Origin of the sequence: Yaniella sp., from assembly GCF_030453185.1 — a bacterium.
Classification (GTDB): Bacteria; Actinomycetota; Actinomycetes; order Actinomycetales; family Micrococcaceae; genus Yaniella.
In genome coordinates this window covers 1-26,291 of record NZ_JAKDKW010000030.1, presented here as the reverse complement: position 1 = coordinate 26,291, position 26,291 = coordinate 1, and the positions used below count along the sequence as shown (strand labels likewise).

Annotated in this window: 25 protein-coding genes and 1 tRNA gene; 8 read left to right on the top strand and 18 right to left on the bottom strand. The window is 55.9% G+C overall.

The window, feature by feature from the left end; all coding sequences use genetic code 11:
• The 8 genes from L0H14_RS06295 to L0H14_RS06260 all read right to left on the bottom strand — a co-directional run.
• On the bottom strand, nt 1-1,117 hold a 1,117-nt coding region (locus L0H14_RS06295), incomplete at its 3' end, for an SLC13 family permease (protein ID WP_301421518.1).
• On the bottom strand, nt 1,117-1,737 hold the full coding sequence (locus L0H14_RS06290; RefSeq protein ID WP_301421517.1) for an AmiS/UreI family transporter: 621 nt from the start codon (nt 1,735-1,737) through the stop codon (nt 1,117-1,119). The genes L0H14_RS06290 and L0H14_RS06295, both read right to left, overlap by 1 nt.
• A gap of 74 nt (nt 1,738-1,811) precedes the next feature.
• The gene (locus tag L0H14_RS06285) at nt 1,812-3,224 is read right to left on the bottom strand and encodes an amidase (protein WP_301421516.1); all 1,413 of its coding nucleotides are present in this window, start codon (nt 3,222-3,224) and stop codon (nt 1,812-1,814) included.
• A complete protein-coding gene (locus tag L0H14_RS06280) occupies nt 3,217-3,402 on the bottom strand; it encodes a hypothetical protein (RefSeq protein WP_301419125.1) in 186 nt (61 codons plus the stop codon). Before L0H14_RS06280 ends, L0H14_RS06285 begins: the two co-directional genes overlap by 8 nt.
• A 209-nt stretch (nt 3,403-3,611) precedes the next feature.
• Nucleotides 3,612-3,764, bottom strand: coding sequence for a hypothetical protein (locus L0H14_RS06275; RefSeq protein ID WP_301419123.1), 153 nt, complete (start codon nt 3,762-3,764; stop codon nt 3,612-3,614).
• A gap of 108 nt (nt 3,765-3,872) precedes the next feature.
• The gene (locus L0H14_RS06270; protein ID WP_301419128.1) at nt 3,873-4,187 is read right to left on the bottom strand and encodes a penicillin-binding transpeptidase domain-containing protein; all 315 of its coding nucleotides are present in this window, start codon (nt 4,185-4,187) and stop codon (nt 3,873-3,875) included.
• A 905-nt stretch (nt 4,188-5,092) separates the two neighbouring features.
• Entirely contained in the window at nt 5,093-5,947 is an 855-nt protein-coding gene (locus tag L0H14_RS06265) for a cytochrome c biogenesis CcdA family protein (RefSeq protein WP_301419119.1), read from the bottom strand.
• Between the two features lie 3 nt (nt 5,948-5,950).
• Nucleotides 5,951-6,688, bottom strand: a complete 738-nt coding sequence (locus L0H14_RS06260) for a DsbA family protein (RefSeq protein WP_301419117.1) — start codon at nt 6,686-6,688, stop codon at nt 5,951-5,953.
• A gap of 153 nt (nt 6,689-6,841) precedes the next feature.
• Between L0H14_RS06260 and L0H14_RS06255 the strand changes: the two genes are divergently transcribed.
• A complete protein-coding gene (locus L0H14_RS06255) occupies nt 6,842-7,486 on the top strand; it encodes a cyclopropane-fatty-acyl-phospholipid synthase family protein (RefSeq protein WP_301419115.1) in 645 nt (214 codons plus the stop codon).
• On the opposite strand, the gene L0H14_RS06250 is transcribed toward L0H14_RS06255, so the two are convergent.
• Nucleotides 7,483-8,493, bottom strand: a complete 1,011-nt coding sequence (locus L0H14_RS06250) for a M56 family metallopeptidase (RefSeq protein WP_301421515.1) — start codon at nt 8,491-8,493, stop codon at nt 7,483-7,485. The genes L0H14_RS06255 and L0H14_RS06250 overlap by 4 nt on opposite strands.
• The gene (locus L0H14_RS06245) at nt 8,490-8,870 is read right to left on the bottom strand and encodes a BlaI/MecI/CopY family transcriptional regulator (RefSeq protein ID WP_301419111.1); all 381 of its coding nucleotides are present in this window, start codon (nt 8,868-8,870) and stop codon (nt 8,490-8,492) included. The genes L0H14_RS06250 and L0H14_RS06245 overlap by 4 nt, the downstream gene beginning before the upstream one ends.
• A 403-nt stretch (nt 8,871-9,273) precedes the next feature.
• Between L0H14_RS06245 and L0H14_RS06240 the strand changes: the two genes are divergently transcribed.
• Complete coding sequence (locus L0H14_RS06240) at nt 9,274-10,467, top strand: hypothetical protein (protein ID WP_301421514.1); 1,194 nt, start codon at nt 9,274-9,276, stop codon at nt 10,465-10,467.
• A gap of 56 nt (nt 10,468-10,523) precedes the next feature.
• On the opposite strand, the gene L0H14_RS06235 is transcribed toward L0H14_RS06240, so the two are convergent.
• A complete protein-coding gene (locus L0H14_RS06235; protein WP_301419109.1) occupies nt 10,524-11,123 on the bottom strand; it encodes a hypothetical protein in 600 nt (199 codons plus the stop codon).
• Between the two features lie 101 nt (nt 11,124-11,224).
• On the opposite strand from L0H14_RS06235, the gene L0H14_RS06230 reads away from it, so the two are divergent.
• Nucleotides 11,225-11,995 carry a thioredoxin domain-containing protein gene (locus L0H14_RS06230; protein WP_301419107.1) on the top strand — a complete coding sequence of 257 codons (771 nt, stop codon included), beginning with the start codon at nt 11,225-11,227 and terminating at the stop codon, nt 11,993-11,995.
• A gap of 91 nt (nt 11,996-12,086) precedes the next feature.
• Here L0H14_RS06230 and L0H14_RS06225 read toward each other — a convergent pair whose 3' ends face one another.
• The 6 genes from L0H14_RS06225 to L0H14_RS06200 form a co-directional block, all read right to left on the bottom strand.
• A complete protein-coding gene (locus L0H14_RS06225; RefSeq protein ID WP_301419105.1) occupies nt 12,087-13,433 on the bottom strand; it encodes a Dyp-type peroxidase in 1,347 nt (448 codons plus the stop codon).
• A 20-nt stretch (nt 13,434-13,453) separates the two neighbouring features.
• Complete coding sequence (locus L0H14_RS06220) at nt 13,454-14,005, bottom strand: copper chaperone PCu(A)C (RefSeq protein ID WP_301421513.1); 552 nt, start codon at nt 14,003-14,005, stop codon at nt 13,454-13,456.
• A 266-nt stretch (nt 14,006-14,271) separates the two neighbouring features.
• Complete coding sequence (locus L0H14_RS06215) at nt 14,272-14,868, bottom strand: hypothetical protein (RefSeq protein WP_301419101.1); 597 nt, start codon at nt 14,866-14,868, stop codon at nt 14,272-14,274.
• A 176-nt stretch (nt 14,869-15,044) separates the two neighbouring features.
• The gene (locus L0H14_RS06210; protein WP_301421512.1) at nt 15,045-16,301 is read right to left on the bottom strand and encodes an MFS transporter; all 1,257 of its coding nucleotides are present in this window, start codon (nt 16,299-16,301) and stop codon (nt 15,045-15,047) included.
• Nucleotides 16,285-17,049 (bottom strand): metalloregulator ArsR/SmtB family transcription factor, encoded by a 765-nt coding sequence (locus tag L0H14_RS06205; protein ID WP_301421511.1) that lies wholly within the window; start codon nt 17,047-17,049, stop codon nt 16,285-16,287. The genes L0H14_RS06210 and L0H14_RS06205 overlap by 17 nt, the downstream gene beginning before the upstream one ends.
• Before the next feature lie 167 nt (nt 17,050-17,216).
• Nucleotides 17,217-17,292: transfer RNA gene (locus L0H14_RS06200), tRNA-Lys, on the bottom strand.
• 181 nt (nt 17,293-17,473) lie between these two features.
• On the opposite strand from L0H14_RS06200, the gene ilvD reads away from it, so the two are divergent.
• The 4 genes from ilvD to ilvC all read left to right on the top strand — a co-directional run bounded on the left by ilvD (nt 17,474) and on the right by ilvC (nt 22,902).
• Nucleotides 17,474-19,195 (top strand): dihydroxy-acid dehydratase, encoded by a 1,722-nt coding sequence (gene ilvD, locus L0H14_RS06195; protein ID WP_301421510.1) that lies wholly within the window; start codon nt 17,474-17,476, stop codon nt 19,193-19,195.
• 270 nt (nt 19,196-19,465) lie between these two features.
• Nucleotides 19,466-21,334, top strand: a complete 1,869-nt coding sequence (locus L0H14_RS06190; RefSeq protein ID WP_301421509.1) for an acetolactate synthase large subunit — start codon at nt 19,466-19,468, stop codon at nt 21,332-21,334.
• Between the two features lies 1 nt (nt 21,335).
• On the top strand, nt 21,336-21,845 hold the full coding sequence (gene ilvN, locus L0H14_RS06185) for an acetolactate synthase small subunit (protein WP_022871571.1): 510 nt from the start codon (nt 21,336-21,338) through the stop codon (nt 21,843-21,845).
• Nucleotides 21,846-21,873: 28 nt separating this feature from the next.
• Nucleotides 21,874-22,902: a ketol-acid reductoisomerase gene (gene ilvC / locus L0H14_RS06180; protein WP_301421508.1), complete on the top strand. Its 1,029-nt coding sequence runs from the start codon at nt 21,874-21,876 to the stop codon at nt 22,900-22,902.
• Between the two features lie 315 nt (nt 22,903-23,217).
• On the opposite strand, the gene L0H14_RS06175 is transcribed toward ilvC, so the two are convergent.
• Nucleotides 23,218-24,159 (bottom strand): helix-turn-helix domain-containing protein, encoded by a 942-nt coding sequence (locus tag L0H14_RS06175; RefSeq protein ID WP_301419944.1) that lies wholly within the window; start codon nt 24,157-24,159, stop codon nt 23,218-23,220.
• 223 nt (nt 24,160-24,382) lie between these two features.
• On the opposite strand from L0H14_RS06175, the gene L0H14_RS06170 reads away from it, so the two are divergent.
• Nucleotides 24,383-25,972, top strand: coding sequence for a GMC family oxidoreductase (locus tag L0H14_RS06170; protein ID WP_301419943.1), 1,590 nt, complete (start codon nt 24,383-24,385; stop codon nt 25,970-25,972).
• Nucleotides 25,973-26,291: the final 319 nt, after the last annotated feature.

The following is a 26,291-nucleotide window of genomic DNA, read 5'->3' as shown; positions in this document are numbered from 1 at the left end:
CTAAGGCAATAAAAGTACGCCAACGAATCTGGACGCCCGCGCGTTGTAGTTGGTCGTACCACAACAACGTCGCTAATGATGCCCACGGAGTGATGATCGGTCCAGTGTTCGTACCTATGAGCATTGCCAGATAGTCGTTGGATGTCGTGAGGGCGGGTTCCAAAGCGAGGAAGGCAGGGATGTTGTTGATAAGATTCGCTGTCAGAGCTCCGGCCCCTGCCAACTGAAGTAGGCCCATCGGCGTGGCTTGGGTATCACCGAGTATCCCGCGCACTATTTCTTCCCCGCCAACTGCATTGAGGGTCGTTGCAACCGTGGATAAGGCGCCGGCCAGAACGAGAGCAGACCACGGGATCAGTGAGACCGAAATGATCTCACGTTGTTTCCACACCGTGATCGCCAGGACGGCGGCAGCAGCGACCGTACTGGATAACCAGTAGGGGATGGACGAGGCCAGGGCCGGAAGTAAAACTGCCACGATGATCAGCATCGGCTTGAGTAGTGGACTAGATGTTTCGGAGATTCCACTCGCTGTACCCGACGTGCTGTTAGCTAGTCGCTGAGGCAGTCTATTGGCCAACAGTGAGGCAAACACCGCGATTGTGGTGGCAACAATCGCGGGCACTGCAGCAGTAGAAATGAAATCGAACTCACTCGTAAATCCCTTGCCCGACAGAGCCAGGAGGTTCGTCAGATTGGAAACGGGCAGGTGAAGGGAAGCGATATTGGCAATCCATACCACTGCCAAAGCTACGGCGACCAGGTTGAGTTGATTTCGCTTGGCCAAGGTGATGGCCAGGGGCGTGAGTAAAATCGCCGTGGTGTCGAGTGATAAGAACACGGTGACAACAATGCTGATGAGAACTATCCCGGCCCAAAGAACTCTTCGCCGTTGCTTCGTTTTGTTTGGTGCGGTGCGCTCTAGCGCTTGTGCCACGGCGTTGAATACCCCCACTTGTGCGGAAATATTTGTGACGACAGACATGCCGGCGACAAAAATAAATATCGGCAGCAATCTCCAGGCGAGCGTTACGGCTTCTGAAAGCTCGACAGTGACAAGAGCAATGGTGGCCACGACGGCCAAGAGCATTGCTCCTGTGGTGATTCTGGGACCCATCAAGCCATCGTATCTGCCGGTGCTCTTCGCCAGTACATAGCCGCTGCGATGTAGGTTGCGACCACCGCAATTTGAACTATTGCGATCAACAGCACTGAGGTAGATTCCCATGCCCCGCTGATCCTCAGGAGTGCAGGTATGGTCGCGGTGCTGACTGACTGCAGTATCGCGAGAACACCCGCGGCTTTCGTGAGATACACGGCCTGAGAAGTGAGTGCTATGAAGAATGCTGTAAATAGTATCGACCACGCACTCCAGAGCCACGCCATGTTCACGTTACCGGTCAACGTGAAGTTCACCATCGCAAGAACTGCTGCAATACCTGCAGCCCAGACACAGAACCACCCTAGGGCGGTCCCGCTTCCTCCAAACAGTGAATTACCTCCCACCGTGAGGTAGGTGAAGCCAAAGACGGATAATCCGGCTGCGCCAAAAGCCGTCGCAGCGTAATCCGGTGAGGTCGGATCGACTTCAAGGATCTGTAGCAAAGCACTGAAGAGTAAGAGTCCTCCGGTCAGGAGGTTAACGGGGATGGCCGCTTTCCCGTCGACTCGCTCGAGAAAAACTAATCCGTTCACTAAAAGTACGGCCCCAACAAAAAGTAAAGCCAGATCAGACATGCCTGCTCCCATGTTCTTCTATAATTCTGGTCCTCGGATCACGGAGCCCCGGGATTTTTTATAAAAACGGCACGTTATGCACCAATGGGGGCACGACGGCCTTCCATGGGGTTAGTTCTTTCGATCTGGGCGCCGACCTTCAGCACGCCAGCTTCATCGAACGCTCGACCGATGATTTGTAGACCAATCGGCAGCCCGTCGTCGAGGCCGACCGGAACAGTAAGCGCCGGCAGTCCTGTGAGGTTACTTGGCCCTGTATAACGGATAAATGCGTCGATGAGATCAACGTCTTGCCCGTTGAGCTGGGCCACAGGTGAACCAATGTCCGGGGCCATCACAGGCAAAGTCGGGGCGATAATGACGTCGACTTCCTGCAATGCAGCCGTAAACTCTTGCTTGATCTGGCGGCGGATCTGTTGTGCCTGGAGGTATTCCACGGACGAGAAGAGTTCACCCAGCTCGAATAAGAACCTGATGTCTGCGCCAAAGTCGTCGGGGCGGTTTTGCAGATCGGTGTGATGGATCGCAGAGGCTTCCGAGAGGCTCGTGGCCAGTTCGGTCCATTCTGAATGCCGCAGTGAAGGGATCCTGACCGTCTTGAGACTGGCCCCCTGGCTCACCAGCTGGTCGATTTGTTTTCGTACAGCATCCTCAATGGGAGAATCCACGTCGCGGAAGAAATAGTTTTCTTCCACTCCGATGACCAGTCCTTTTGGATCGCTGTCTAGACCTGCAGAGTAATCCGAGACAGGTGCCTCCACTGAAGTAGGATCTCGGGGATCGTAACCAGCGATCGCCTGCAATGTGGCTGCAGCGTCGGCGACGCTCTTGGACATCGGTCCGATGTGGTCCAGGCTCCAGGCCAACGGGAAGCAACCGTATTTTGCGACCCGGCCGTGAGTGGGCTTGAGCCCCACGAGCCCACATGCTGCAGAAGGAATCCGAATGGAGCCCGCTGTATCTGTGCCGAGGGTTGTGAAGCTCATATCGGCGGCTACTGCTGCACCGGAGCCTCCACTTGACCCGCCAGGTACTTTGTCTGCGTTCCAGGGGTTAGCGACTGATCCGAAGTGCGGACTGTTATTGTCGATGCCCCAGGCGTACTCGTGCATGTTGAGTTTTCCGGTGAGGACGATGCCAGCTTCGCGTAGCTTGTTGACGACCGAAGAATCATCCTTGGAAACGAAATCACCATGGATCTTGGACGCCATCGTCGTGACTTCTCCGCCGACATAAATATTATCTTTGATTGCCATTGGGATCCCGTGTAAGGGTCCGCGGTAATTCCCTTGCGAGATCTCGTCCTCGGCCACTTTCGCTTCTGCCAAGGCGGCGTCGTCTCGGAAGCTGATATAGGCATTTACTTTGTCGTTGAGCTCGTGAGAATGGTCGAGCAAGCTTTGCGTGAGGTCAACTGGGGAGACTTCCTTGCTCTCAATCAGTTTGGCGACTTCGGTGGTCGTTTTAGAAAGGAGTTCCTTAGGCAACGTGATCTCCTCCTGGAATGTTTCGCAATGCGATGTCCGCATCATCGAGATTCGCGTTTTCAAGGTCTCCCTTGAGCTGGCGAATCTCGGCCCACTTGGCTTCAATCTTCTTGAGGTGTTCATCACTGGGGTGGATGCCTTGAGCGGCGAGGGTGTCCTTGACTGAAATACTCAACATTTCTCCTTGAATTCCTCGACAGGGTTTGCCTGGAGCTTCGTGTCTAGGGGTAACCCAATATGTACGCGGAAATGAAATAGTTCCAGGTGGAACTATTTCGAGAGTATGTGATCTGGGTAACGTTTTCAAGGCTGGTGTGGATTCTTGAGAGGCCTGAGGATGCTCAACCTGTTCGCGAAGGTGTGCGACGAGCTGCTCGTCACCGCTGGCTAGTCTTCGTCGACTGCGTCCTCGGAGTCATCGTCTGAGTTGCTCCTATCGCAAGAGATGTCGACGCGCGACATGTCGTCCGGGTCGTCATGCGGCGATTCCTGTGGCTTGGCGAATTCCACGGTTGAGTATTCCGGGGCGACCTCATTCATGTAGTTCAGCCACATAGGACCGGGTAATTCCGGGCCCTGCAAGTTCTTGTAGTATTGCCCGCCAATCGTCGAACCGCGCAGGGTTTCGTGGTCGGTGTGGCGTCAAGCTTATGTCGAGAAGGAGAGCCCTGTGGTGTAACCGTTGCACCATGTTGACGACTCGAAGTTATTCGTCTCCGTCTTGCCAGTCATCGGGTATTGCCGGTCACTGTCGGCAGTGCGCTCCTCGGCGATTGGGATCAGCGTTTCGTTCAACTGTGCAACGAGGTCGGAGTCAAGGGTCTGCTCGCAGTTTGCTTCTGGAATCTCGTACTCGTTGTCTCGCGCCTCGGTGACCTTCACTGGAGCGCAGTATTCGCCGTCGTTAGCTAGGGCAGCAAAGGCCGAGGCCTGGGGCAGCGGCGAGACTTCTGCACGGCCCAGGACAAACGGGGGTGCGTGGGACTAATTTCAGTGTCATCGTCGGCCCGGACGTATCCAACTCTGCTGAACAGATCGGTGATATCCATTCATCTTTGGTCGCATCGACCATAGCGGTCATGGAATTACTGTCCTCCAGCCACGCTGCGAAGACGAGCTTGTTGCGCAACATCGCGTCCACGACCGTATTGCAGCATTTCTGTGCTGCTTCGGGGGTTCGTCTCAGGATTGTAGCCGTTGGGGTTCTGAGCATGCCCCGCGAGGGTGGTGGATTATTGGATATTCAAATCGGCAGCCGGGATGCCCCAGTAGTGCTGAGCTGCGGCCTCAGTGCCTTAGTTCCGGTCGCCGAAAAGGCCAGATTGAGAAAGCCTTCTGGGCGCTTCCTTCGTCATTTCTTACTCGATATCGACATCGACCCGCGCTTCGTTTAACCGATTGGCTATCGTTGTCGTGCCACCGGCAATGAGTTCGTCTTCAATCACGACGATGGCATCTTGCATCTCTTGTGAGATCTCATCGATTTCGACGAGGTCAGGGTTCTCCGCATAGAACTGTGCCGGTCGACGCTGTCTCGCCGACAGTCGCTGCCGTTGGCCATGGAAATCCAGCTGCCACGGCGCCGATAAGCACGCTTAAACCCATGAACAACGGCAGTCGCCATACCTGGTTATCGGGGAGGGCGTCCCGGAGCCACGATCATCATGGTCGGGTGTGTATGCTGGAAGCTCCATTCGGTGGTATCACCTCGGTGAACGGCGACGTTTGTTAGTGTTCACGCTGACAGGTACAGCGTATTTTACGTGCAAGAACAGAGACGGGCTGTGCAGGTCTATGTCTTTAGGGTCTCTAGAGCTTCATTGACGTGTGCCTCGGAAGCTGGACACACCACGGTCGCTAGGGTTGCCTCACGTCACATGCGAGTCTAGGGCCTCACGTGCTTTGCGATACCGGGCACGAATCCAGACCCACAAAATAATGCCGACCACAGATACCAAAAGGAGCATGTCGAAGATCGGATTACTCAAGACCGCAGTGGATTCTTGGAGCCACGCCGAGACGTCTGTCGGGAGGAGTTCAGGCATCTGGACCAAGCCGTTGGTTGCCCAAAACAACATGCCCACTGCAATGATGAGTAACCCGGTGAACACCGAGATTGTGTGAAACTCGCGACCAAATACGGTCAGCGTTTTGCCCCGCAACCGAGATTTCCAACGCGGACTCAGCCGATTCCACACACTAGCCAGCAGCATCAGTGGCACCACCATGCCAAGTCCATACACCCCTAGGAGGATGCCTGCAGACCACACATCATTTTTGGCTGCGGCCAACGTCAGTACGGCGCCCAGAATGGGCCCTGCACACAGGCCGGCAACCCCGCTCACTGCTCCCAGCAACAGTGTTTTGACCCATCCGGTGCGCTGATTTGCTTGCTTCTGCAGCTGTTGGGCACCCGGAACAAACCGGGAGGGATCAAAACCGAAACCAAGTACCTGGATGATGCCAAGCGCGATCATCAACATTGATGCACCAATGATGATCGCGCTGCGGTGAGTGGCAAACAGTGTTCCTAGGGCGCCGGCGCCCAGTCCCAACGGGATCAAGACCAGCAACAGCCCAAACGCAAATAATCCACCGTGTGCCCACAATCGAGCACCGGAGCTAGCCGTAGACGCGAAAAACGCGGGTAAGAGGAGCGCACCACAGGGGCTCAACAACGCCAACGACCCACCAATCAGCGCTGTAAGGAAACCAATATCCATGCTTTACTCCTGGGCTGCGTCAAGCGATTCTTCAAAGGCATCAACAAATACTTCTGCCGGTTGTGCTCCGACAATGGGTGTCTGGTTCATGATGAAGGTCGGAGTGGACTGTGCTCCAATGCTTTGACCGAGTTGCTCGTTTTCAGCAACGATGTCAGCAGTTTCTTCGGAGCTGAGGTCAGTTTCAAATTGTTCGATATCCAGACCGGTCTCCGCTGCGATCGCCGTTAGCGCTTCTGCCGAGTAACTTTCTAGGATATCTCCATCGGGGAAGAGCTGTGCATGGTATTCCACAAATTGGTCTTGTTTCCCCGCAGCGACGGCAGCTTTCGCGGCACGTTCGGAATCTTCGCCATACATATTGATGTCGCGCCATTCAATGCGAAGCTCCCCGTTGTCAACATACTGTTGGAGGTCTGGCAGGGTTTCTGCATTCCAGCGGGCACAGAATGGACACTGGTAGTCGGAGAATTTCACCAGTACAACGGGAGCATCAACATCGCCTACCGCTAGTGGATCATCCTGATCGCGGCGTATCACCTGATCAGCAACGTCCTGGGGGACTGTTTGGTTCTGCTCAGTACCCTGCTGGGCAGTGTCTTCACCACCTGAATCAGCCTGCGGTGGGGCTGTCGATCTTCCCCAGAAAAATGCGCCGACAAGGGCGGCAGCAATCACCAGCATGACCAGTGTAGGCATCAGCCAAAGTCGTGTGGAGCTTGCACTGTGAGATTTGGACATACGGGGTTCCTTGCATAAGTGGTAGTTGAGCACGGAATTATACCGTCACGAGAACATTTCGCACTCGACTATAGTAGATAGTTACTATCCTGCATAGTCGAGGGGCTGTATCAGCCTTGACCTGCTGGTTCCTATGGAAGTGTGGGAGTCGTCATGAGTAATCAAAACATGTGGGAGGCACGCTACCGCGATAAGGTCGGCCACACACCCGACGGTGTGAGCCCGCACCCCATGGTGCTCCAGGAGGCTCAGGCCATGCTCGAGCGGAAACGGCACAACGATGGGGTATCTGAGCCGTTGAACGCTCTAGACCTCGGATCTGGGGCTGGGCGACATGCGCTGGCGCTAGCTGGCCTTGGGGTGACGGTGACAGCAGTGGATTTCGCTGCATCGGCTCACGAACTGGTGCAACGCGATGCTGCCGCGCAGGGACTTGCCGACCGTATCAGGCCTGTCGTTGCCGACGTCTCGTCCTGGCAGCCCACTGACCGCGAGGTATTCGATATTCTTGTGGCGAGCTATCTGCATATCGACTTATCGGTGCTGGTAAACAGCGCCGATCTGCTGGCTCCTGGGGGACGGCTTGTTTGGATCGCTCACGCACCGGATAGCCCGCATGGTCCGCCTCCTGAAGTTGTTCGCGATACTCTCGCTGACTTTCGTACGAGACTAGCATCGCTGAACCCACACGAGTTTCGGGTCCTGCGACTCGAAGAGTATCAACTGTCGTCGGAGTTCCTCGATATTGTCGTTATCCTTGAGAGGCTGCCAGTAGGCCAAGCGCACACGGCGTACTAGGTGAGGCAGCCTGCCAGAACCGCTTGCAGATAGGGTACGTGGACTGTCACGCTGCTGATCATTAAAATTCCTACGAGACCGAGCATGCCTGCAACCGGCACTATGCCCAACCGGCCACTAGCCGGGGCAACCAATTGGCGAATCCTGTCGGCGCCAGCCGCGTGTAACGTCACTGCGGCCTCAGCGAGTGAATCGGCAGGGCCGTGAAAGCGGTCTGCCATTTTAGGTTTTTCGCCGAGTTTAAGTAGAGCACTGGCCAGGGCTGGTGTCCCTACCTCGGAGCGCGCCGCATTGTCGGCTGCCATTTCAAGATAGTGCGGTACTGCATCAGCGATAGCGGCCACCAACGGGATCCAGCGTAACGGTACGATCACGCCGTGCAATAAGGCAAGGACGAGATGATGTCGCTGCTTGAGGTGCGCTGCCTCGTGGGCGAGTACGGCTCGAAGCTCTTGCTCATCGAGCAGTTCGAGCAAAACAGGGGAGATGACGATGCCGCAGCGACGCTTCGGGAGTGCGAACGCGATGGGGGATTGGCTGGGCAGGACCAGCACGTTGTGCCCCGCAACCATTTTGCGGTTGCCGTCACAGGGCAGGGACTTACTCAGCGTTCGGAGTGTGTTTTGCCGACGGTGGCGCAACCATGAACCGGTTATCAGGATGACTGCGAGCAGTAAGAGTGGTGCGAGCAAGAGCAGCACGACGGGAATGATCGTATCAATCTCTGCTCCGGGTTGAAGTGGACTTGCGGCTTGGAGACATCGTTGGCACACTTGCGCGCTTGCGCCGGGCATGAATTGGTTTGGCCCAGATATCAGCCACGCCAACATCGGTCCAATGGCCATCACTGCAAAAAGCCAAATCCCCAGGGCTGACATCAGCGTGAGCACGGCTAGGCGCGGCACCCGCATTAATGCTGGCGCGGCACTTCGAATGAGTGAGGCACCGAATATGCCAAACCCAATGACTGTCCCGGCCAGTATTACCAGGCCAAAGAGTACGGTCACGTTTGCTCCAAATAATCACGTAGCATGGCTACTTCATCTTCAGGCATGTCTTGGACGAAATGCAGAATGGAAGCTGCTCGATCATCGCTGTGATCCAGTGCCTGTCGCATGAGTTGCGCGGTGTATTCTTCGCGCGTCCGCAAGGGTAGGTATGACACGAGTCGGCCTTCGCGTTGCGTCGTGACAAGGTCCTTGCGTTTGAGGTTTTGTAGCACCGTTGCAATGGTTGTATAGGCCAAGCGGCGTGGTAGCGCGTCCAGAATATCGCGGACGCTTCGTGGGCTATGTTGCCACAGCAGATCCATCACAAGCTCTTCTAGCTCGCCAAGTTGTGCGACTTTTGGAGCGTCTTCCGACGCCTCCTGTGGGGGTGTCATTGCTGGTTTGGCTCCATATTTCTGTGCTGTTGCCACGATACTGAGTGGTGCACGCCGTCTTTCGCGAAACTTCGGGGCGTCGAGTGATAGCCGCTGTGAAGATCAGCGAGTCGATGATTGATACGTGCCCTTCTATTATGCAAGACGACGACGGCTTTGCATAGTTACTACGCAACATGGTTACTATGTAGGATAGTAGCCCAGTCTGTGTGCCGAAAGAAAGCATTTTATGTTTGAAAGCACTCAGACACACCGCAATCCAGGCCAATCGCCAGTGATTCCCGTGAGGCGCTGGTGCTCTCTAGCGGCTCAGGGTTTACCTGCTTCGGCCACAGTTTCAGCGGGTGGGTTGTTATGAGCGCCTTCGGTCAGAGGGCAGGCAATCATGCAGGAGGAGACCTTTGTGCGTACACCTAAAATCGCCGCAGTGTTGACGGCAACCATGTTGTCGATCAGCTCGTGTGCCTATGGTGAAAGCGTGGGTCGTGACGCAGTGCCGGACTACGACCCGACACCACAGTCAGTCAACTCAGCTGCTCCTGAGGCTGACACTCAGCAATGGCGGATTCCGCTGCAATTGCAGGATTTACCGATCGTTGATCCGCAGTGGGCGACGAAGCCGAAGCACAGTAATGACATCTTCTTGGCAGCTGATGATGCTGATGGGATTTTGACCTATCGTGCGGTCGATTCCTCCGGCATGGTGCTCTGGGAAGCTGAGCGTCCGCAGAGTTGTACAGGGTTTGCTCTAACCAGCGTCGGTGAAGACTCCATCGCGGTTTTGAGTGACGTCGAGCCCAGCGGTGAGGGCTTTGGCACGACCACGGTGAGTGGTTACGAGCTGAGCACCGGCCAGCGAATGTGGGGGCCGGTTGAAGTAGCTGGTCAACACGTAGGCCCTGGGGCGGTCTTTGCATCGTCGCCGGATGCACAAATCGGAGAAATCGGTCCAAAAATCGTTCTGGATCCGGCGACCGGCGAGATCCTATTGGGGGAGAGCACGCATGAGCAACTGCGTATCGTCGGTGAGTATCACGGAACAATTCTCGTACTGCAAGATCAACAGCTGCAGGCATATGCTGCAGCGGGTTTGGCGCAGTCGGGCGATGTCGGAAAGCCTCTATGGGCGATAGACATAGAAAAGTACGGCTGGAGTGTAGACCAGGTGCACTCGCCCGATGCTGGCGAAACTGCGCCGTTGAGCGCCGCGTTGGTGGGCAATGCACGTGATGAGCTCAGTTTGGTCGATTTGGAAACTGGTGAAGTTATCGCATCGGGTATTTCTGATGCTATACAAGACCCGTCGAGCCAAACTTGGGTAACGCTTGGCAAGGAGCTTGTTGGTCATAATCCCGCCGAGGGAGAGTACTTCCGAGATCCCGTTGAGGGGATGGATTTTCAGGGCGTTGGGTCAGCCATGGTGTATCTCCTGAACAATGACGGTGGGCTGGAAGCCCGCAATGTTATCACCGGAGAGGTTGGGCGCGCCTATGACCCTGACGAGGATGGGATCCCGGCAGTGCCGACCTATATCAGCCCCTCTGGGACTGGTGTCCTACAGGTTGATGAGGGCTATGTACTTGCCCCCGCCGACTAGTGTTGCTGCAGCAGAAGTTGCCTAGCCATAGGCTGATCCCCCCGCTTTTTCATGTGCTAGCGGCTCGATGGGGCAAGGTCGTTGGTGCGGCGTGTATGCGGCTGCTTCGGCATTGTGCAGGCCACCTGCCCTTTGAGCCGCCAGATTACTGCGACGCCGGTGAGGAGCATGGCACTAACTGCTAATACGGGTTGAAAGGGAGCAAACCATGTCAGTGCCCCGGAATAGCCCAATACCAGAAGCGCGATCTTATTGCAGACGGGGCAGCCCACTGCAAACCACGCCAGGAAGCCGCCGAGCATGCCGATTTTCCCGCTGCGCTCCTGTCGGGTTGATTCATGTTGAGCATTTGCATTAGCTGCAGCGCTCGTCTCCTTGGGTGTCGCAGAATTGTCTGGGCGGACGTAGGTAGCGATCAGCACGCCACTCAGTATGGACGTAGTGATCCAGACTGGATGATCCCACCAGGTGGGCGGGATGTCTCGGGTAAACAGGTCGTTCGGGATGAGCACGGTTGCAAAACCAGTCACCAGCGCGACCAGCAGGGCGGCAATAACGCCGGCAATCACCTGACGTGCTTGCCAGGACTTGAGCGCCCGACCGGCCAAACGAACGGACATTCCAACTTGCGCGCTGCGCTGAGATACCCATGCCATGCCACCATTATGCAGGGTCGAGACTACTTTGCATAGTAACTATGACTCATAGTCACTATAGTGCCTAGTAACGTCTTCTGTATGCAAGAGAAAAGGACCTTATGCCTGAAGAACTCGCGTCCCGCCGCAATCTGTGGTTGTTACCAATACTGATTGGGACAGGTGTCATCGTGGTGCTCGCCGGAGTGTTCTGGCTTGTCATCGGGGGGAGTGACCCTGAATCTAGCGCTGAAACGGAGCAAGGAAACTCCGATGGGGGTGTAGTGGATATAGTCGAACCGGAAAATTCGGATCAAATCGACCTCACCCACGTTGAGCAACGCGACTCGAGTGACCCGCTGGCGATCGGCGACGTTGATGCTCCGGTGACTCTGGTGGTGTTCTCGGACTACCAGTGTCCATACTGTGCCAACTGGAGTAACGACACCCTGCCGGTCATGATGGAATACGTTGACGGTGGCCAGTTGCGTATTGAGTGGCGTGATCTCAACGTCTACGGCGACCTCTCGGAACGAGCCTCCAAGGCCAGCTATGCTGCCGGACTACAGGATATGTTCTGGGAGTTTCATGACGAGTTATTCCTTGACGGAGAGATCCGCGCTGAAAGCCAGTTAACGGAGGAAGCGATGCTTGAAATCGCTGAGGGCCTTGGGCTGGATACCGAACAATTCATCGAAGATATGCGATCCGACGTCGTCGATGAACAAATTCAAGCCAACGAAGCATTCGGCACCGACCTTGGCGCATACTCAACACCAGCATTTGTGCTTGGTGGTCAGCCGATGTTAGGGGCGCAGCCGACCAACGTGTTTGTTGACGCGATGGATAACGCCTTGAGCGATGCACATGACGACGAACACGACGACGAGTAGTCCAGGGCCACAAACCTACCGAAAACATACCGAGACGGCCGTAGGCATCTCGGTATGTTTTGGTACTGGTTGGCAGTCTGCTTTGTTGTAGTTAGGCAAAGAGTTCTTCGCCTATAAAACCACCCTCTTGGCAGCCGGGAGGGATAGCAAAAACTGCAGACCCAATTGGTATGGTCCACAGGTTGAGATGGTCGGATTCTGCTAACCGATTTTGGATTGGCACGTACTGCTGTTCGACGTCGCATTGAAATGCAACAAAGATCAGCCCGGATGCGGAGACTCTCGTTTGACCGTGCACTGCACTCTCCGATGTGGTCGGTGGGTCGTCATAGTTGAAACTGCGACGGAACATGGCCTCATCGGAATCACTTGTCCGGGCACGGCGGATATGCGAAATGTCGGAGATGACTGGGAACCCTGCTGGTCCCACGGCATCGAAATCAGGCTCGTCATGTTCTTTCGAGCCTGTCAATGGCGCCCCCGAGCCCAATTTGCGGCCCATCACGTCTTCTTGCATGAGGCGATCTAGCTCATCCCATTCATCAAGGTCCATGGCGATGCGACGGATGACCACCGAGGTGCCATTCTCGATCCAGGGGCGTAAATCCTTCGTCCCCCTGCCATCGCCTGCACCGACACCCCACACGATGCGTTCTGCTGTATCTGAGCCCCGTGTCGGGTTTGCGCTGCCATCGACTTGGCCAAATAAATTACGAGTCGTGGTGTCATCTGGATGCGAGGCGCGAGCGTGAGTAAACCCAGTTTGGGTCCAGGCCACGGAGGCAAATGCTCGGGCATCTTTGAGAAGCATGCGTCGAGCGTGTGCCACTGAGATCGCGTCGTCACCTTGAATTTGGATGAGCAGATCGCCACCCGTGTACTCGGGGTCTAATTGATCAATGGAGTACTCGGGTAACGGTTTCAGCCAGGAGGGCTTCAGAGCTGAGTTGGTGCGGCTAAATATTTCGGCACCAAATCCGAACGTGATCGTCAGTCGGGCCGGTGCGGCAGCCAGTTCTTCATCGAGGTCAGCTAGCGCTCCCCGTCCTTGGGTGAGGCGCGCAGCATCATCGGTGAGCAGCCGCATCATTGCAGCGATGCGATCGCCATCAGTGTCAGCATTGAGGTTCAGGCCAATGAAAATCCCGTGGGCTTGCATTGGTGTGTCCACCCCTGCTTGACGTGGACCATAATATGGCAATTTCTGTGTGCCATAGGGTTCTGAAACAGTTACTTTTGTGTTGGCTATACCCGGGCTTACCGTAACGGCTGGTTGGATCGCATCGGGTGCGATCGCAGCCCTGGTCGGCGCCGCAGCGTATGTTGCTGCAGCGCCAACCAGGCCACCGCCGATGAATCCCCCGGTACCCAACAACAGTCCGCGCCGAGAAACATGCCGGGTGGGCTGTTTATCGGCGCTGTCTTGTCTGTCGGTCACTGGGTATCGATTCCTTTTATTTAGTGATCGTCGTCATGGTGGTCTACGTCGCCGTAGTTTTCTTGGGCGCCCACGAATTCCTTGGCGGTGAACTCGATGTCTTGGGTTTCACCATTTTCTAACTCCAGGGTGATTTCGAAGACGTCGCCGGGGTTGATGTCTTCGGTGAGCTCCATGAGCATAATGTGATCTTCACCTGGATTCAGTTCGTATAGCTCGTCCGCGGCGACTGGGAAGCCGCCCTCTTTTTCTTGCATCACATTGACACCGCCGTCGTCGATGACTTCGTGCAGTTCAACTATGTCGGCCATTCCGGCAGACGCCCCCACGATCGTTTGATCTTTACCCGATACATTTGTCAGATGTGCAAACGCTGAGGTCATCGAGTGATCGCTAGATTCGTCGAGCGATTCTTCGGTTGCTTTGACCCAGGGATCTTCAACTGCAAAGATTTGCCCTTCGGCCGCTTGCTCAGTCTCATCTGACACATCGTTTTCGGCAGCCGCATCACAGCCTGTCAATACGAGACCGGCAAGTGCAGTAGCGGAAATTAGCGGAATAACTTTTTTCATCAATAATCCTACGAATTGAGTCGTCCGGCGGCTCGGTAGATCGCCTGGCGGCTCTGCTACCGAGCTCGGCAGGAAACGACGCTGAGTATATGTATTGGCTATCTGATCAGCGTCCAACATGTCCTGCGGTTTAACGTCTGACGGATCTTCTACAGTTCTTTTCAGCCTCGGTTGACTCACCATAAGTCTGTGGAGCACCAATTCTGAAGTGTGTGAGATCAGCATGACGTCAAACGGGGAGGGCCACTCCCATGTTTAGGCCACGTCTACGCTAAGACGGGTGGGCCTCTGGTTGTACGAGTCTGGCAGACATTCAACGGATGCGGAATCCAGACGGTATGCATCGCTTGGACCGTTTTGGCTCCACCGATGGATAGCGGCCGTGTGCCTATGAGAACTCGTGATGGTGTCAGCGTCAGCCAGGCGGCGATGGCGAGTAAGCTACGCTCGCCATATAAGACAGCGGTGGTGGTCAGCGCTGCGGCCAGTAGATGGGCCAAAACCATGAGCACATCGGCTGTGGCAGCATCTACGGCAGGTGTCGTATGAATTTGGTGCTCGGCATGCCCACCGGGTGATGCCATTGAGTAGAGCAGATGGAAAGCGATTTGACCAAAAATGGTGGTGGCCGCGGTCCGTTTTGAGGGGCCTCTGCCTGCTAGTGCCACTGCTACTGGCGCGGTCACGGCGAGGGATAAACCCAGGAGTTGGACGGGGATGGGGTCTGCTGCGCCGTGGACGAGTGAGTGGGCGGCCTGATGGCCTTCTGCGGCTAAAATGACAGCGATGATTGCCGCGATCCAGCCGCGTACCAGCCGGGTAATGCCGGTGCTACGGCTGTGTGTAACAGCGGTATCCGACATCTACTCTCCTTGACAATGCGCATCGCGCGCTTCGATAGTTCTCTTGGCACTGCATCCAATGAGATAATTCTACCCTTTGTAGAAGCCAGGTATATTCTTGCTACGTAGACGAGTTGTTCTATGTCGCAGCGTTTCAGCTCAGGTGCCGTCTCACAGGCCTGGAATGGATCGGATTGTTAGATTCGCTCGCGCGGTGCCAGGAGGATCGCCGGCACCAGAATCATGGCCAAAATACCGCCGAGGATCGTGAGTGTTGCGAATCCGGTGACGCTCATGAGTATGCCCGATAACATGCCTGCTCCGGCACCAAATATTTGGTACCACACATCGATACTGCCTTGGGTAGCTGCTCGAACATCGGGGTGTGTTCCATGGACCACCAGTGTGGTGCCGGAGACGAGCCCGATATTCCATCCCAATCCCAGCAGCACGAGAGCAACCAGTATGCCGGCGAGACTTTCGCCGGGGGACAGCGCGGCGACAAGTCCGGCCGCCAAGAGCGTCAGCCCGGCTATGATCGTCGTCAGCCGCGGGCCAATTCGATCAACGATCGGACCCGTGAACAACGACGGCAACCACATGGCACCGACGTGGAGTCCAATGACGAGACCGACGGCGCCCATGGTGTGGTCATAGGCGCGCATGTGTATCGGAGTCATCGTCATGATCCCGACCATCACGACCTGAGAGATAACTAGGACTAGGGCGCCGATTCGGACCAGTCGTGGTGAGCCTGCGGGTGCATTGGCGTCGTCATGAATTTGTCCGGCAGCTTGGGTTGCGTGTTGTTGTTCCCACTGTTGAGCCACGGTGTATGGGTCGGGGCGTAACAGCGAAATCAGAATGGTACCGGCCAGAATATATGCGACAGCGGCCAATAGGAAGGGGCCTGCCAAAGCGGGAAGTCCCAGGTTTTGTGCTAGCCCACCCAGCGGCTCGATAAGGTTGGGCCCGGCCACTGCGCCGATGGTAGTAGCCACCATGGCCGTGCTAATTGCGGTGCCCTTACGGTTCGCCGGAGCAAGATCCGTTCCAGCATATCGAGCCTGCAGATTGGTGGCGGTCCCTGCACCGTAAATAAACAAGGAGATAAATAACAGGACCGGGCTGTTGGCCTGGGTTGCCAGTGCGACGCCGATGGCACCTAGGCCACCGGCGATGAAGCCAACTCCCAACGCGATGCGCCGGCCTATGCGCTGGGTGACCCGGCCGATCAGAATTGCCGTCAGTGCCGCACCGAGTGTGAACAAGGCCGTCGGGAGTCCTGAAAGGGCTTCAGTGCCAAGCATGTCCTGGGCGATCAGTGCACCCACTGAAATGCCGGCCGCTAACCCAGCCCCACCGAAGGTTTGGCTGAGCAGCACGACGGTCAGTGTGCGACGGTGCAGCTGCTGACGCTGTGCTTCCGTGATGGACTTAAGAAGCGTAGTCAAGTGTTATCTCCTGTCCAACGCGCCATTCTGCGATGCCGTCGTCCATGGCGATGGCATCGAGAGCGTAACCGCGCAGCGTCACGGCAGCTTCACGGGCCAGTCGGCACAATTCGCCGCGACAGTAGACCACGACTTGTCGATCGCGTGGTAGCTCATCGTAGCGCTCGGGAAGTTGGTCCATGGGAATCGATATCGCACCGGGAAAATGCCCAGCTTCATACTCGTCTCGCGGTCGAACATCCACAACCAACATATGGTCGGTCACTAAGGAGGCATCGATTGTAGGTCCCTGGGCGCTGGGGCTGCCTAAAAAGGTTTCGAGTGAATGCCGTAGGGTCGCATTGCAGCGCAGTGCCACACGCTTTGCGGCAAGGAATAATTCCAACACATCCTCTCCCGCCAATTGGTAAAAAATTGTGGTTCCGGCCCGACGGGTAGCTACCAGGCCGTTGTGTTTCAGGATCTGCAAATTATTTGACGTTGTAGTGGTTGCCATATTGCAGTTGGTGGCGAGAGATTCGACGCTGTGCTGATCTTGGGCCAGCATTTCGACCAGCTCAAACCTGCGTCCGCTCCCGAATGCTCTGACCACGTCAGTCAGATCATCAAAGACGTCCTGCTTGCGAACTCCTGCTGTATTCCATGGTTGTATGGAATACAGGCTATAGGGGTACACCTGGTGGTTCAAGGAGGCCGCCAGAAGGTCACAGCGTACCTGGAAGCGGTCATGGAAGAAGATGACGATCATCCATCTGTGAGAGCGCAGGCACTCGGTGCAAGCGCCCGGTCACAAAACTTCAGCGAGATTGCATAAAGCTCTCTGGGCAGACTGTAATCCAAGTCTCGACAACATAGTGACAGCAACAAAAAGAAACGGCCGCAGCAGGAGTCTGAAATCCTGCTGCGGCCGCTATGTGGTGCGCCCTCCGGGACTCGAACCCGGAACCTACTGATTAAGAGTCAGGTGCTCTACCAATTGAGCTAAGAGCGCTAATCGCATTTTGGCAACGAAAAGAGACTTTATCAAAGAATTGCCAAGAGGCAAAATCCACAAGTCGCTTCACTATTGTCGAGTATACCGACTCTTCCGTGGCGCTGATCTCTAGCTGTTGTGTGAGACACGATCAGTCACGTGAGGAGTTGTAGGACAGTAGGTCAGTAAGATTTGATCCATGACGTCTAAAAACCCAGAAATTGACATGAAGCCGCGTTCTCGCGATGTAACCGATGGATACGAGCGAGCTCCAGCGCGCGGGATGCTGCGTGCGGTAGGCATGGGCGATGGCGACTGGGACAAGCCGCTAATCGGTGTTGCTTCGTCCTGGAACGAAGTCACGCCGTGCAACCTCTCTCTGGACCGCTTGGCCGAAGCCGCTAAGACTGGTGTTCACGCAGCCGGTGGTTACCCGCTGCAGTTCGGCACTATCTCGGTTTCAGATGGTATTTCCATGGGCCACGATGGCATGCACTTCTCGCTGGTGTCCCGTGAGGTCATTGCTGACTCGGTTGAAACCGTGATGATGGCAGAACGCCTTGACGGTTCTGTCCTGCTGGCAGGCTGTGACAAGTCTCTGCCGGGCATGCTCATTGCCGCGGCCCGTTTGGACCTCGCCTCGGTGTTTGTCTACGCCGGATCGATTGCCCCCGGTTACGCCACGCTGTCTGATGGTGTGGAACGCCAGGTCACACTGATTGACGCTTTCGAGGCTGTGGGCGCATGTGCACGTGGCACGATGTCACTGGAAGATTTGGACACCATCGAACGAGCTATCTGCCCGGGCGAGGGCGCATGTGGTGGCATGTACACCGCGAATTCCATGGCGTCAGTAGGCGAGGCCCTGGGTATGTCTCTGCCCGGTTCGGCTGCGCCACCGTCTTATGACCGTCGTCGCGACTATGACGCCCGTAAAGCTGGCGAGGCTGTCATCAACATGCTTGAGAAGGGCATTACTGCTCGCGATATTCTGACCAAGAAAGCGTTTGAAAATGCTATTGCCGTCATGATGGCCTTTGGTGGTTCCTCCAACACCGTGCTGCACCTGTTGGCGATTGCCTATGAAGCAGGTGTCGACCTGTCCCTGCACGATTTCAACCGCATCGGCGACAAAATCCCACACATCGCGGATATGAAGCCATTTGGTGAATACGTTATGACCGATCTGGACCGTATCGGCGGTGTCCCTGTTGTCATGCAGGCACTGCTGGACGCCGGTCTACTGCACGGCGATGCACTGACCGTCACCGGCAAAACCGTTGCCGAAAACCTCGAAGACCTCAAGCCGAAGAAGCTCGACGGCGCTGTGCTGCGGGAATTGGATAAACCAATCCATGCCACCGGTGGTCTGACCATCCTGCACGGTTCAATGGCCCCAGAAGGTGCCGTTGTGAAATCCGCAGGCTTTGACGCTGAAGTCTTCGAAGGCACCGCACGGGTCTTTGAGCGTGAACAGCACGCCATGGATGCCCTGGCAGCTGATGAGCTGAAGAAGGGTGACGTCGTCGTCATCCGCTATGAAGGGCCAAAGGGTGGTCCAGGCATGCGCGAAATGCTGGCGATTACCGGTGCAATTAAGGGCGCAGGCCTCGGCTCCGATGTGCTGTTGCTCACCGATGGTCGTTTCTCCGGTGGTACAACTGGCCTCTGTATCGGTCACATTGCTCCAGAGGCCGCTGTTGGCGGTCCCATTGGGCTCGTTGAAGACGGCGATATTATTCGCGTCGATATCGCAGGCCGTTCGATTGAACTCGACGTCACTGAAGCGGAGCTGGCCCGCCGGAAAGAGAACTGGCAGCCGATCGAACCGAAATTCACCACCGGAGTGCTTGGAAAATTCGCTTCACTCGTACAGTCGGCCGCAGAAGGCGCGCACTGTAATGTGAAAGTAGAACTCTAAGCGGTTGCGGCTCGGGGAGCCTGATTTGACTTTTTCAGGCAAAACGACCATTATTAGGGCATGTCGAAGACCCTAGTAGTCGTTATTTACCAGCGCATGGACTGACTTTGTCAGGGGGCGGAAACGCCCTCCATGCGCTGAACCCCGAGCAGGCAAACCCGCCGAAGCCGGGGTTTTTTTATGGGTACCGCACACCGCGACGCACCCTACGACGTGAACGACGTCGACAGCAATAACTACACAAAATACGACTGATCGAGGCGCACTGAAATGAGTTCCGGATCAAATATCACCCCCTCGGTGATGCCATCTCATCCGCCGCAGCGGGAGAAAACTGTACACGACCCTGACGCGCAAGCCGTCCCAGGCTCCAATCAGGTAGTCGAACCCACCAGCATGACCGGCGCCCAAGCCATCGTCCGTTCGCTTGAAGAGCTCGACGTGACCGACGTCTTCGGACTGCCTGGCGGCGCAATTTTGCCCACCTATGACCCACTGATGGATACCTCACGGATCCGCCACATCCTCGTGCGTCACGAACAAGGTGCAGGCCACGCAGCGCAGGGCTACTACCTGGCTACCGGCAAAACCGGTGTCGCCATTGCGACTTCCGGCCCCGGAGCCACCAACCTGGTGACCGCCATAGCTGACGCCAATATGGACTCCGAAGCCGTGGTATTCATCACCGGCCAGGTCGGTTCCAAGCTGATCGGCTCCGATGCCTTCCAAGAAGCAGACATCGTGGGCATCACCATGCCCATCACCAAGCATTCTTTCTTGGTGCGCAGTGCCGAAGAGATTCCACAGGCTTTGGCAGAAGCGTTCTATATTGCCAACACCGGCCGCCCGGGCCCAGTGCTCGTCGATATCACCAAAGACGCCCAGGAATCCCAAATGGTATTCTCCTGGCCGCCAGTCATGGATCTTCCCGGGTACCGCCCGGTCACCCGCGGGCACTCCCGTCAGGTTCGCGAAGCCGCGAAACTTATCCAGGAAGCCAGGCGACCGGTCCTGTATGTCGGTGGCGGCACGATGCGAGCACAAGCTTCCGAGGAGTTGGCCGAGCTGGCCAAAATCACCGGCGCACCCGTAGTCACCACACTGAACGCCCGTGGAATTTTCCCAGATAACGACCCCCAGAACCTCGGCATGCCCGGGATGCACGGGACTGTTTCTGCGGTATCGGCGTTACAGATGTCGGATCTGCTGATCACCCTCGGCGCACGCTTTGATGACCGCGTCACCGGGCAGCTGACATCATTTGCTCCGAACGCAAAAGTGATTCACGCAGATATTGATCCGGCTGAAATCTCCAAGAACCGCGCCGCAGATGTCCCAATCGTTGGCAATGTGAAATCCATCCTGCCGGAGCTTAGCGAACAACTGCAAGAAAGCTTCGCGGAGCACGGCACCCCGGATCTGACCCAGTGGTGGAATATCGTCAACCACACGCGCGAGACGTACCCCCTGGGCTACACCCCAGCCGAAGACGGGCTGATGGCGCCGCAAAAGGTCATCGAAACCCTGTCCGAAATTGCCGGACCAGAAGCCATTTACGTGGCAGGCGTGGGTCAGCACCAGATGTGGGGCGCACAGTTTGTCGGCTACCAGCGTCCAAACCAGTGGATGAACTCCGCCGGTTTGGGCACCATGGGATTCGCTATCCCAGCAGCCATGGGCGCTCAGGTCGCCGAACCCAACCGCGCCGTCTGGGCAATTGACGGTGACGGCTGTTTCCAGATGACCAACCAAGAGTTGGCAACCTGCGTAATCAACGAGATCCCCATCAAGGTTGCGTTGATTAACAACTCATCGTTGGGCATGGTCCGTCAGTGGCAGACCCTGTTTTACGATTCCCGGTACTCCAATACCGATTTGAACACCGGCGCAGATTCGATTCGCGTGCCCGACTTTGTGAAACTCGCCGACGCCTACGGTGCCGTTGGCATGCGAGTCGAAAAAGAAGAAGACATCGCCCCGGCCATCCATAAGGCCATGGAAATTAATGATCGTCCCGTCGTCGTCGACTTCGTGGTGTCTGCAGACTCCATGGTGTGGCCGATGGTTCCATCCGGTGTTTCAAACGATGAAATCCAAGTAGCCCGGGACATGACCCCGGATTGGGACGAGGAGGACTAACATGCAACGCCACACCCTTTCGGTACTGGTCCAAGACGTCCCGGGTGTCCTCACCCGAGTCGCAGGACTCTTCGCCCGTCGTGCATTCAACATCGAATCACTGACCGTTGGGCAATCCGAAGTCGAAGGCCTCTCTCGCATGACCGTCGTGGTCGAAGCAGAAGGCGACGCCCTAGAGCAGGTCACCAAACAGCTCAACAAATTAGTCAACGTCATCAAAATCGTTGAACTCATACCGGAACAGTCCTCCCAGCGCGACCACATCCTGGTCAAAGTCCGCTCCGATGCCTCCACCCGCGCATCGGTAGTCCAAGCTGTAGAACTGTTCCGCGCCAACGTGGTGGACGTATCCACCGACGCAGTCACAGTAGAAGCAACCGGTGCCGCTCAGAAGCTGGAAGCCCTACTGGAAGTACTCGAGCCCTTTGGCATCCGCGAACTCGTGCGCTCCGGCACCATCGCTGTTGCCCGCGGCGGCAAATCCATGACCGACCGTGCACTGACCAAATAACCAACCCACCAAGGAGAATGACACTCTCATGGCCAAAAAATACTACGACGACGACGCCGATCTCTCACTACTGCAGAACCGCAAAGTAGCCGTCATTGGTTACGGTTCCCAGGGCCACGCCCACTCGCTGTCCCTGCGCGACTCCGGCGTTGACGTTCGCATCGGCCTGGCCGAAGGCTCCAAGTCCAAGGCCAAAGCTGAAGCTGAAGGCCTGAAGGTCCTCACCGTAGCTGAAGCTGCCAAAGAAGCCGACGTCATCATGATTCTGGTCCCAGACCAGCACCAGGCCAAGGTCTTTTCCGAATCCATCGAGCCACACCTCGAAGAAGGAAACGCCATCTTCTTCGCCCACGGTTTCAACATCCGCTACGAATTCATCAAGGCTCCAGCCGGTGTTGACGTCGCTATGGTTGCACCAAAAGGCCCAGGTCACGTAGTTCGTCGTGAATTCGAAGCCGGCCGCGGTGTGCCAGCCCTGATCGCCGTTGAAAAAGACGAATCAGGCAAAGCCAAAGACCTCGCCCTGGCATATGCCAAGGGTGTCGGTGGAACCCGTGCAGGCGTCATCGAAACCACTTTCACCGAAGAAACTGAAACCGACCTGTTCGGTGAACAGGCTGTTCTGTGCGGTGGCGCATCCCACCTGGTCCAGGCTGGATTCGAAGTCCTCACCGAAGCTGGCTACCAGCCAGAAATCGCGTACTTCGAGGTACTGCACGAACTGAAGCTCATCGTTGACCTCATGGTCGAAGGTGGCCTTGCCAAGCAGCGCTGGTCGATCTCCGATACCGCTGAATTCGGTGACTACGTCTCCGGTCCACGCGTCATCGATGCTCGCGTCAAAGAAAACATGCAAGAAGTCCTCAAGGACGTTCAAGATGGTACCTTTGCCAAGCGCTTCATGGACGACCAGGCCAATGGTGCCAAAGAGTTCAAGGAACTCCGCGCCAAAGAAGAGCAGCACCCAATTGAAGAAACCGGTCGTGAACTTCGCAAGATGTTCTCCTGGTTGGCAGAAACCGACGACGACTACACTGAGGGCACAGCCGCTCGCTAAGTCGTTTCAGACGCTTTAACTACGAAGGCAGGGCATTGGATGTAGCTTCCAATGCCCTGCCGAAGCGTTTCTAAATCAATTTATCCAGCGCGCCACAGCCGATTTCTCGGCGTCGCTGATCGCTTTTTCTGCGTACTCCTTGAGCACGTACCCATCTTGAGCGACTGACTCCATTGCCATGCGGACCTGGTTAACCTAAACGGTGAGGCTGCCATAATGCTCCGTGAACTCATCGGCGGTGTAATCCCGGTGATGACCTGACGGCGAACAGGGGAACTCCGTGCCGTTGGTGGAATCAAATGCACACAGGCAAGGTTAATGTTGTTTGCGATACACGGTGGGGGAGACCCCATATGCTTGCCGAAAAATGCGTGAAAAGTGTGCTGGGTCGACGATTCCCCAGCGCGCACCGATTGATGCAACCGGCGTTTCGCGCTTGCCTGGGTCAGTTAGATCGTTGCGACATCGTTCCAGTCTGAGGGTACGAATGGTAGCTGCAACTGTATTCCCCGTTTTCTCAAATAGGTGGTGAAGTGACCGCAGGGACATGAAATGTGCATCAGCAATGAACTTGGGTGTTAGCTGCTGCTCTGCCAGATTGTCATGAATATACCGCAGGATCGTGCTGGCCTTGCGCTTGTCAGCGGATTTCATATGCGCTGTCGAGTCCGAAGAGTACATTTCCTGGGACAGTACAGTTCTCAGCAGATCAATCACATTGGAGGCGAGGCTGTGGCCGGTGGACTGATTGAGCTCAGGCAGCATCTGTCCACAGTTTGTCACGAACTGAGCCACCGCTGATGACAATCCGCGTTGTTCCCCTAACAAGGTCGCAGTCATCTGCGAGACCTGCCTCTCGTCAAGGCCCAGCCGTCCACGAGGAAACATCAACACATCGGTGGCGAATGTCTTGTCAAATGCCAAAATATAAGGGCGAGACGTATCGTAGATCGCAAACTGGCCCGGTCCAATGACAACCTCCCTGCCATCTTGCATAAGTAGGCCGTAGCCAGTCCGTTGGAAACTGAGCTTATAGTGTGGGTTATCATCACTGGAGATGCTTTCGGAGGATCGAAGCACTGCATGGGGTGATGCGGCGATTCTGGTCATCACCAGATCTCCGAGCCGTTGTCCAACTATTCTGCCAGAGAAGGCCCCTGAGCGTACCGGCTCAGCATTTAATGGAACGAACGATGTAGAAACGAGTGCGCCCCACTCGTCGAAATTTCGTGCTACTGCCTGCTCGTCTGTCATCATGCCTCCTGGACTGCCTTAGTGTCGCAACCGCGATACTATGCTACTGGTCACCCTGAGTTCTTTCTAGCGTTCGAGTTTTTTGAAGTGGTCTTGACGTTCCGTGCGCAAGTGCTGCCAGCGTTTGGCTCTGTGTGCATATTCCAACCCCTCGGCCCCTATTTGTGTGACATGTCACTAGGGTTGTGAGCTGTGAATTGCGTCGCCCATACGAGAGGAGCCAATCATGGCCTCTAATAAGTCAGCATTTTTCCCCACTGAAACCCCCACTGAAACGTTTGATTACATCGTTGTGGGTGCCGGATCTGCCGGCTGTGTTCTTGCCCGAAGGCTTGTTGATGCAGGTAAACGTGTCTGTGTTGTCGAGGCGGGGGACGACGAGACCAACCCGAACATAGATCATCTGAATGATCTTGGCCTTCTATGGCACAGCGAGCAGGATTGGGACTATTACACGACGCCGCAACCGGGCGCCATGAATCGTAAGATTCACTTACCGCGAGGCAAGGTGCTTGGCGGATCTAATGCACTCAACGCGGTGATTTGGGTGCGTGGTGCTGCCTGGGACTATCAACAGTGGGTTGAGCTGGGCTGCCCCGGCTGGTCTTGGGATGAGGTATGGCCGGTTTTTCGGGAGATTGAGAACTATGACGGTGACATGAGTCAGACCCGTGGCCAGCACGGTCCAATGGATGTGCGGATCAATTACTCGCGGAATTCTATCCAAGAAGACATGGTCGCAGCAGCTGAACAGACTAATCTGACGTATAACGAGGACTACAATTCGGGCGATGTGGAGGGCGTGTCTCGCATTCAACTTAATGTGCGCGACGGCAAGAGGCTCAATACTTGGCGCGCATATCTCAAACCGATTCTGGGTGACCCCCATCTTACGGTTCTCACCGCTGCGCACGCTCGGAGACTTCTTATCGAGGACGGTAATAACGTGACTGGGGTGGAAATTGACCACCGCGGTCGAATAGCGCGGCTCCAAGCCAATGAAGTGGTCCTCACCGCCGGAGCTTTAGCATCACCAGAACTCTTGTTGCGAAGTGGTGTGGGGCCATCTGCAGATTTGAGAGAGGTTGGCATAGAGGTGGTCCATGATCTGGCTGAGGTCGGCAAAAACCTGCAAGACCACTGGCTTTCTCCCGTCATTTTTACCACCAATGCTCAACCTGTTCCTACGGGAGAGGTTGCCCCGGCAGAGGTGCACTTGTTCTGGAAATCCAGACCTGACTTACCTGTTGCGGACACCCAGCCGCTCTTTTTCTCAGTTCCGATGTATGCCCAGGATTCTGCGCCGAATATTCAATCAGGCCCGGACAACGGCTTCACACTCCAGGGAGGACTGGTTCGGCCCCAAAGCCGCGGGGAAGTTAGACTCAGTGGGCCAAACCCTGAAGACCCTTTACTGATTGATCCAAATGTATTATCCGAGCAGCAAGACGTGGACGCGCTTGTAGCTTCCGTAAAGCAATGTCGCGAAATTGGACGCGCTGAGGCGTTGGCAGGATGGGAGCCGAAAGAAATATTTCCCGGCCCAGATGTGGCGGACGAAGATCTGGAAGACTATGTGCGCGGGTCTGTGGTGACCTACCATCACCAAGTTGGTACTTGCCGAATGGGCCAAGACGAGTCAGCTGTTGTCGATCCCGTTACTTTTAGAGTTCATGGGCTGGACGGTGTTCGGATTGCCGATGCTTCGGTCATGCCTCTCATCCCAACCGGTAACACCAATGCGCCGACGATCATGATTGCGGAACGTGCCGCAGCTGCCCTGACACGAAGCGTGGACGATATGGCTGCTTCCTAACAAAAGCCGTCACAACCACGGCGTGTTCCAATGTTGAATTGAAATCACGTCGTGTCCGTTGCGCGTGTTCGGTTCTCGGGTGGTTCCCGGTCGCGAACTTCGCAAGATGTTCTCCTGGTTAGCAGAAACCGACGACGACTACACCGAGGGCACAGCCGCTCGCTAAGTCGCTTCGAACACTTTAATTACGACGCCGGGGTATTGGACACGTTTCCAATACCTCGGCGTTTTGCTTTTGCATAGCATCGGGCCAGGAGTGGGAAGATCAGAGCCTGTTGCACTGCCCAGAGCACCCAGTCTCGGGTGCGGGGCAATCCTT